8 protein-coding genes are annotated in these 7,767 nt (G+C 60.6%); 2 read left to right on the top strand and 6 right to left on the bottom strand.

The window, feature by feature from the left end; genetic code table 11:
- Positions 1–240: 240 nt before the first annotated feature.
- The 5 genes from VFI82_12650 to VFI82_12630 all read right to left on the bottom strand — a co-directional run bounded on the left by VFI82_12650 (position 241) and on the right by VFI82_12630 (position 3,761).
- Positions 241–531 (bottom strand): hypothetical protein, encoded by a 291-nt coding sequence (locus VFI82_12650; GenBank protein HET7185530.1) that lies wholly within the window; start codon positions 529–531, stop codon positions 241–243.
- An 11-nt stretch (positions 532–542) separates the two neighbouring features.
- Positions 543–923 (bottom strand): hypothetical protein, encoded by a 381-nt coding sequence (locus VFI82_12645; protein HET7185529.1) that lies wholly within the window; start codon positions 921–923, stop codon positions 543–545.
- A 154-nt stretch (positions 924–1,077) separates the two neighbouring features.
- A complete protein-coding gene (locus tag VFI82_12640; protein HET7185528.1) occupies positions 1,078–2,145 on the bottom strand; it encodes a tetratricopeptide repeat protein in 1,068 nt (355 codons plus the stop codon).
- Positions 2,146–2,193: 48 nt separating this feature from the next.
- Positions 2,194–2,973, bottom strand: coding sequence for a 7-cyano-7-deazaguanine synthase QueC (queC, locus tag VFI82_12635; GenBank protein ID HET7185527.1), 780 nt, complete (start codon positions 2,971–2,973; stop codon positions 2,194–2,196).
- 107 nt (positions 2,974–3,080) lie between these two features.
- On the bottom strand, positions 3,081–3,761 hold the full coding sequence (locus VFI82_12630) for a radical SAM protein (GenBank protein HET7185526.1): 681 nt from the start codon (positions 3,759–3,761) through the stop codon (positions 3,081–3,083).
- A 153-nt stretch (positions 3,762–3,914) separates the two neighbouring features.
- Here VFI82_12630 and VFI82_12625 point away from each other — a divergent pair, with 153 nt between their 5' ends.
- A complete protein-coding gene (locus tag VFI82_12625; protein ID HET7185525.1) occupies positions 3,915–5,405 on the top strand; it encodes a sialidase family protein in 1,491 nt (496 codons plus the stop codon).
- Between the two features lie 60 nt (positions 5,406–5,465).
- Here the strand turns inward: VFI82_12625 and queD are convergent, their stop codons facing one another.
- Positions 5,466–5,843, bottom strand: a complete 378-nt coding sequence (gene queD, locus VFI82_12620) for a 6-carboxytetrahydropterin synthase QueD (protein ID HET7185524.1) — start codon at positions 5,841–5,843, stop codon at positions 5,466–5,468.
- A 508-nt stretch (positions 5,844–6,351) separates the two neighbouring features.
- On the opposite strand from queD, the gene VFI82_12615 reads away from it, so the two are divergent.
- On the top strand, positions 6,352–7,365 hold the full coding sequence (locus tag VFI82_12615) for a beta-propeller fold lactonase family protein (protein HET7185523.1): 1,014 nt from the start codon (positions 6,352–6,354) through the stop codon (positions 7,363–7,365).
- The last annotated feature ends 402 nt before the right edge of the window (positions 7,366–7,767 follow it).

Here is a 7,767-nt window from a genome sequence, read left to right as displayed (position 1 = left end):
AGTAGCTGCCGCTGGCGTTTAACGGCGGCCAGGGCGAGCGATCTGGCAGGTGAGGTGAGCGTATCGGGTTCAATGGCCAAGGCGCTCTCATTGGGATCGGAATGCAACTAACTTCGTCGAACCGGCCCGAGAGGACTTCATCTCCGACCTTGGTTCGGACTTCGTAACCGATGACTGTTGTCATCTGGATCCGCATTTCTCCTGCCGGCTCTGCGTCGCCCGCGAACACCGTGACGAATGTCACTTCGCCTTGAGCTGCTGAATCGCAGTCTTCAGCTCGTCGATCTGGTTCTGCATGTCGGCCAACATGAGGACCAGCATCTGCGCACCTTGGACCGGGATGCCGCAATCGTGCGCAAGCTTGTAGACCGGATCAACCTTGCCCTTGCGCGCTTCGGCACCGTAGTCGCCAAGTTGACCGGCTTCGTTGGTTTTGTTCAGACTGCCCGTAAACTCGTCGGGTTTCGGAAGTGGTTGTCGCGCGTCGATCCAATAACCGGGGCGCGTCGGGTCAGGTTGTGTTTGGTTCATCGAATTCTCCTTTATCGGCTCGCGGCGCGAAGCCGTCGCTGCATGTCACGCTCGTTGGCCTTGCTGTACCACTCGGCTGCCGCATCGAGACTGCGTTGGTACTTCTCCCAGCGCGTGCCATGCGGACTGAGTTTGCGCCGATAGCTGACGAATCGGAGTTTCTTCCGGCTCGATAATTCGGCGGGCTTCAGCGACCGCTGATCGTCCTCGTCGTCCTTGGAATCCTCCTCGTCGAAATCCACTCCGTAGAAATCCTCGTCGTCCGCCAACATATCGCGCATGATGGCGGTGCCGCAGCGCTTGCCGTCCGGACAGTCGGCGTCGATCACCTTGTACCTCGGGCCGTAGCGCGTGTCCGCCAGTTCCTGAAGTTCTTCGAGCAAGGCCGGCATGCTTCGCCAGCCCAACGCGTGAGCGTTGGGTAGGATCGCAAAACCAGGCCGACACGCTGTTGGTGAGCCCGACAGCCCGAACCATCCTGCTAGCCCACAAACAAACCGGCCCGAAGCTTTCGCCCGGGCCGCCATCTTGGGACCACTGAAACCTCTACTTCTTGGTCTTCGTACTGGCTTTGGTCTTGCCGAACGAGGTCTCGATGGTCGCCCCAATCGAAGTCAGCATTTGCTTCGCCGGTTCTGCGAACTGGCCGCTAGGCTGCAACTCCAGGTACTTGTTGAACGCTTCCGACGTTCCCGGGGGTGCTTCCATCTTGTTGCCCTTCATGGTCGCCTTGCCCAGCAGGTTCACGCCTTTCCAGTAGTACGCGTCGGCCTTGGCCGGATCGGCTTGGATGGCTCGGTCGAATGCCGCAATCGCCTCATCCACCTTCCCGGTGTTGGTCAGCACCGCGCCTTCGTTGTAGAAGTACTGGGCCGCATTCGTAGGATCGATTTGCGCCGCCTGGTTGTAGGAAGCGATCGCTCCTGCCGTATCCCCGCTCTTCACCTGTGCCTCACCCAGATTGTTGTAGTACGCACCCGTTGGTTTGATCGCAATCGCTTTCTTGTAATCCTCAGCCGCTTTCTGATAGCGGGCCGCCTTCTCCGATGGCGAAGCTAGCTTGTTCGCGCTCAGGCGCTCGTAGTCGGCAAGCTTGAACCATAGCAGGTCGCGCGTGCTATCCGTGGCGGTGGCTTGGGTCAAAAGCTGCACCGCTTGCTCCAGGTTTCCACTCTCTTCGGCCGTCTTCGCCTGCGCCAGCATGTCGTTCAAGTTCTTGACCTTTGCATTTTCCTGTTTGGCGGCCTCAATTTGTTTCTGCTGCTCCTCGCTGATGCCGGACTGCTGCTGCTCCTTCTTCAGATCGATGTTGAATACCGTCTCGTCTCCCAGCGCCACGCGGACTCCGGAATAATTGAACAGAAGCTGGCCGTTCTTGCTTATCTTTATGTCGTAGATTCCCGTTTGGATCCCGAGCGAATAATACTTTCCATCTTTATCTGTCTTTAAGTCGTATTTTCGGCCGGTATCCTTGCTCTGCAGGGTAACGATCGCGCCCGTGATCGGCTTGCCCTCCGCGTCTTTCGCCTGGCCTTTGAATGTGGTGAACTGGCCCCAAGCTGCCGGCACTGCCAGGACTGCCACCAGCACCCAAAGAATAAGATTGCGTTTCATTTCAGCCTCCCATGAATTGCGCGCCTGCACAAAGTGCGTGGCCTCCGCTTAGCTCCGGGTACGCTGCGCCATCGCTTCATAAGCGATCGGATCCCGTACCCCTGCCGATTCGAACGCGCGCAGCCGCAAAACACAGCTTTCACACATGCCGCACGCCCGGTCCTCCCGGCTGTAACAACTCCACGTTAAATCGAAGGGCGCGGCCAATTCAAGGCCCAGCGTCACAATCTCTGACTTCCGCATGCCGATCAGCGGGGTCACGATCTCGATTTTCCCTTCCTTCGTGCCCGCCCGAACCACCTGGTTGAACGCCCGGTAGTATTCCGGGCGGCAGTCCGGGTATCCGGAGCTGTCCTGCTCCACCGCGCCGATCAGGACCTTGTCCGCCCCCAGCACCTCCGCCCAACTCACCGCCGCCGCCAGGAAATGCGCATTGCGAAACGGAACATACGTGATGGGAATGTCGGATCGTGACACATTCTGTTTGGCACGGGTCTCTGACCCCTGTGGCACACGCGCCCCCGCGCGGGCAGCTTCGGCATCTCTGCCGTCAAACTCGCGCACCGCTTCCGGTACCGCAATCGTCGCATCCGTCAGGGCCGACCCGCCAATCTGCCGCAGGGCCTGGTTGCGGATCACCATCCGCCGCGTGATGCCGAGCCGCTCGCACACCCCCTCAAACGCCCGCCGCTCGCGCTCTTCCGTCCTCTGACCGTACATGACGTGCAGCGCCGCCGCATCGTAGTCCCGCGCCGCCAGCGCCGCGCAGACGCAGGAATCCATCCCCCCGCTCAGCAGCACCACCGCTCTCCGACGGTCGCTGGTCATCCCTGCCTCGTTAGAATTGCCGAATCGGATGACCCCGCAATGAAAGTATTGAACATCAAAGCGACAGCCCTTCCATTACCCGATTCCGCAGTTCGAAAATTCTGCCCTCACACGCCCTTCGTCTCCGGCGCCCAGATGAATTTATGAATCTGCAATCCCAGCCGCACGTTTAGCCCATCTGCCACAATCCAGTCCGCCAGCTCGCGCGGATCCAACAGGCAATGCGACGTATCCCGTTCCCCCCGGGCGTCCTTGCGGAAGGCCGGCGAAAAGATCACACCTGCCACCCTGGAAATTAAACCGTGTGCAAGCACGAAATCGCGCGCGAACTCGTAGTCATTGCGCGTGGCCAGCACGAACTTGACCTCGTCCCGGATGCTCAGTGCCGACAGGTTCGTTACATCGAACGTATCGCCTTCCTCCGATCCCGGACACTTCACATCCACGATCTTGTGTACCGCCCGGGGAACGTTCTTCAACGGCCGCTCGCCGCTGGTTTCTAGGAGCACGGTGTATCCCGCCGCCACCAGCCTCCCCATCAGCGGCACTACTTCGCGCTCCTGCAGCATCGGCTCGCCGCCGGTGATCTCGACCAGTCCGGAGCTTGCCAACCGCCGCACCTCGGCCTCGATTTCCTCCGCCGCCATGCGCTGCCCGCCGCTGAACGTGTATTCGCTGTCACACCAGGTACAGCGCAGGTTGCACCCGGTCAGGCGCACGAAGGTGCACGGCAGGCCGGCAAAAGAACTCTCGCCCTGGATTGACCGGTATATCTCCGTGACCTGCATTCCCGTCTCGCCCGCTCCTCGCAATCCTCCATCTTAATCCCAAATCTTGCTTCACTAACCGTCCCGGCTAAGCGTCCCGGCGCATTGCCGAACTCCGCTCTGCTGGCGGATAATGAGCCACTCGCTCGCATCCTCCCGCCTAAGGAGCCTCGCTTGAAGCATCTTTTCGTTTTCTGTTTTGCCCTGGCGACCATCATTCCCGCGGCCGCCCAGACCAACAACCCCAACCAGCCGACCTGGTGGAACAAATACCAGCAACTCACCTCGAAGGGCATTTCTCCCGACAGCGGTGTCTCCATCGCATCGCTCCAGGCCGGCCCCAACGTGGACGTCTCCAACGAATGCGGTCCGCAGAGCGAGACTTACATCACCCTCAACCCGAACCACCCGGCTACCCTCGCCGCCGGATCCAACGAGATCTTCCGCTTGCCCATGCGTGGCTACTTCTCTACCGACGGCGGCTCGAGCTGGGGCGGCATCGACCTGCCCCTTCCGCCGGCGATCGGCGCCAACGGAACTCGCTTCGGTTCCGATCCTTCTCTCGCTTTCGACACTGCCGGTAACACCTTCTACAGCTACATCGTGGTGTTCTTCAGCGCCGGCCGGGGACGGGGCGCCATTAACGGCACCGAGATGGCCGTCGCCCGCTCCAGCGACGGTGGCGCTACTTACCCCAACGTCACCTACTTCAGCTTCTCCGGCGGCGAGAACCACTTCAACGATAAGCCCATGATTACCGCCGACACCAGCCCATCCAGCCCGTTTCGCGACAACGTGTATGTAGCATGGGATGCGGCGACCGGCGGCTCTTCAAGTGGCGGCATTCGCTTGGGCCGCTCGTCGGACCACGGCAACAGCTTCAGCGTGGTTCGCGCTGACAATCCCCGTGGCCCGGGAAGGGCGATCGGCGCTGTGCCTTTCACCGGCCCCAACGGCGAGGTCTACGTCGCCTGGAACGATTACGCCGCCAGCGCCATCACCTTCAATCGCTCCTTCGATGGCGGTCTGACCTTCGGCACGCCGGTGGTCATCGCCCCGCAATCGCTGGGATTCGAGGCGTTGCCGCCCGCTGAATCGTTCCGCGGCGCGCTCCTCTATCCCGCCTGTGCCGCCGATAACTCGGCCGGTGCGAACCGCGGCCGACTCTATTGCGCGTGGATGGATCAGGGCGCCCAGGGTACCGACATCTTCGTGTCTTACTCCAACAACCGGGGTGCCACCTGGTCGACACCGGTCGCCGTCACCGACCAGCTTCCTTTCAAAGTCGATCGCTTCAACCAGTGGCTTTCGGTCGATCCCGTTACCGGCTCCGTTAACGTATCGTTCTACGATACTCGTAACGACACCACCGGCTTACGCTACGGGACCGATATCTACTTTGCCCAATCGACCAATGGCGGCCTGGCGTTCAGCTCGCCCAATCTGCGCGTCACCACCGCCAGCTCCAACGAGCACGACTGCGGCGGCGTTTTCCCCTGCTCCGCTATCGACTATGGCAACCAGCAAGGCGACTATGAAGGCCTGGTCTCCTTCGGCGGCGTTTCCCATCCCATTTGGACCGACACCCGCAACAACCAGCTGCCCGCCACCGGGTGCCGCACCAAACTGATGATGGAAGAGGTCTTTACCGCCGTCGTGCAGTAGGGGCTTCGCTTCTCGGTTATCGGTTCTCTCGCGCCTGCCAGCGTGAGAGACCGATAACCCTTATTCGAAGTAGGTCGCGGTGGTCGTATCCGTCTCCCAGATCTTCACTCGCTTCACCTTCACCCGCCCGGCCGTAGCCTGCTTCAGGTGCGACGTCGCTTCCTGGTAAAAGTAGCGTGCCATGTTTTCCGCCGAGGGATTGAGTTGGCGGAACGGCTCGATGTCGTTGAGGAACTGGTGGTCCAGGCGCTCGATGATCTGGTTCATCGCCTGCTTCAGGTCCTTAAAGTCGTAAAGCAGGCCGATGCCGTCCAGGTCCTCGCCCGACAACGTAATTTGGACCTTGTAGTTGTGCCCGTGCGGGTTCTCGCACTTGCCGCGATACCCGCGGAGCGCATGGCCGGCTGCAAACGAATCTTCCACGCTGACTTCGAACATATTCCCTTGGCGGCGCTTCGACAGCTTAACCCTGCCGCTGAGAAGCGCCCAATTCCCTATTCTAGCTTGACCGCAGGAAAAACGCTGCTTTAGCCACGGAAGACACGGAGCCAAGATTCCCGATTCTCCATGTTGCAACCCGTCCCCTGAGAGCAAAGCTGATCTCCTGCTGATTTATCCTGTATTCTCGCCAGCAGCGGCAAACGCGGCGATTGATCGAGCCATCACAGAGGGCAACATCGTTCCCCCAAAACCTTGTTGCCGGGAGACCGCGTCCATGGCTCACTTCAGAGTGCTTGTACTCTGTCTAATCTTGATCAGCATCACCTGGATTGGCTGTGGAGGGAACGTCACTTCCGCCAACAATACGCCCACGGTTACCACTCCCGCGACCACGACTCCACCTGCGTCGCCACCGCCGGCAACTCCGAGTTCCGCGGCGACGTTTGTTTACGTCGCGAATAACGGCTCAACGCAACAGGTGGGCGGAAGCATCTCAGGATTCTCGATGGATGCAGCTACCGGAGCTCTCAAGCCGCTGGCCGGCGCTCCATTCGCCGCGGGGGATGGTCCCAGCGCGATTGCCGCCGATCCGCAAGGGCGATTGGTGTTCGTGGCGGGAGACGGGTCGGTTACGGGAGCGAGGGGCTCGAATTGCACTCTGGTCCATAGCACAATCTTGTCGGAGACGGTCGATCGCTCCTCCGGCGCACTGACCCGTAGTGACAATAAGACCCTGGACGGCGTTTGCGCGCGTGCCGTGACGGTAGATCCCGCCAGCAAGGATGTGTACATCGCCACTACCAGGTTCGGCGCGTCCGACGGCGAGATCGAGGGGTTTGCGATTGGCGCCGGGGGTTCACTTACCCCGCTGCCCGGATCGCCCCTGCTGGTGAATGGAACGGCAACCGGCCTGGCGATGCACCCCAGCGGCAAGTTCATCTACGCGGCTACCGACAGCGGAGTCTTAGTCGTGGACCGCGATCCGCTCAGCGGTGCGCTCCTTCAGGCCGGCGACTTCAATACTGCCAAACACAAACTCGCGCTCAATCCGGCAGGAACTTTCCTGGCCGCCAGCGAACTGAACAGCAACGAGGTGTCTGAGTTCCATGTGGATCCAACCACGGGAAACATTGCCGCCACGGACATCAGGGCACAGGCACAGAACCCGCTCGGAGTGGCCGCCGATCCTATGGGAAAGTTCTTCGCGGTGACCGAGGAAACCGACACCACGACCTTTGCCGGCGGAGTGTCCATGTTTTTGTTGAATGATGCCACGCACGAACTGGACAAAATCAGCGGCAGCCCATTTTCATCAGGGCTGGGGACGGTGGACGTCGCTTTCGATCCGAGCGGAGCTTACGTGTACGCAGTCAATCGGCAGGACGTGACCGCCTCCGGCCACGGCACGGTTTCAGGGTTTGTCGTGGACCGCGCGTCGGGAATGCTGCAGCCGGTTCCCGGTACGCATTTTGCGACGGGCGATTTTCCGGCTTCACTGGCGGTGGTCCAACCGAAGTAAACGCAACCTGGCGTGTCATCCTGAGCGAGGGCGCACGCCCGAGTCGAAGGACCCCTACACCGTCCGCACCGCGCAACCGCCGACAGGCATTCCAATCCCTGAACAACCCCTGTCATCCTGGGCAAAGCTCAGGATCTATGCTTTTCTTGAAAATGCTTTTCGATCCCTCCGTGCCCTCTGTGGTGCAAGGTCCGAATATGACCGCCCGCAACCCCAGCCCGAGCGTAGCGAGGTCGGCACAATTCCAGCCCACGGTGTCAGCCGTGGGTCAGCGTCCCAAAAATCTCTCGAGCCCCTTCAGGGCCGGCACGCCGTTCCACGAGGGCGTCAGCCCGAGGTGCACCCGGCTCCGTCATTCAATTTTCAAAACTGCTTTATGAGCAATGTCATCCTGAGCGAGGG

The organism is Terriglobales bacterium (genome assembly GCA_035691485.1).
In the GTDB taxonomy this organism is placed as follows: Bacteria; Acidobacteriota; Terriglobia; order Terriglobales; family Acidobacteriaceae; genus JAIQGF01.
The sequence above is the reverse complement of the archived record's forward strand: the minus strand, read 5'-3'. Positions and strand labels throughout refer to the sequence as shown.

What these genes read in the sequence shown, in the direction of transcription:
- VFI82_12650 (HET7185530.1), bottom strand. Translation starts at nt 531, where the DNA reads ATGAACCAAACACAACCTGACCCGACGCGCCCCGGTTATTGGATCGAC.
- VFI82_12645 (HET7185529.1), bottom strand. Translation starts at nt 923, where the DNA reads ATGCCGGCCTTGCTCGAAGAACTTCAGGAACTGGCGGACACGCGCTAC.
- VFI82_12640 (HET7185528.1), bottom strand. Translation starts at nt 2,145, where the DNA reads ATGAAACGCAATCTTATTCTTTGGGTGCTGGTGGCAGTCCTGGCAGTG.
- queC (HET7185527.1), bottom strand. Translation starts at nt 2,973, where the DNA reads ATGACCAGCGACCGTCGGAGAGCGGTGGTGCTGCTGAGCGGGGGGATG.
- VFI82_12630 (HET7185526.1), bottom strand. Translation starts at nt 3,761, where the DNA reads ATGCAGGTCACGGAGATATACCGGTCAATCCAGGGCGAGAGTTCTTTT.
- queD (HET7185524.1), bottom strand. Translation starts at nt 5,843, where the DNA reads ATGTTCGAAGTCAGCGTGGAAGATTCGTTTGCAGCCGGCCATGCGCTC.
- VFI82_12615 (HET7185523.1), top strand. Translation starts at nt 6,352, where the DNA reads ATGGATGCAGCTACCGGAGCTCTCAAGCCGCTGGCCGGCGCTCCATTC.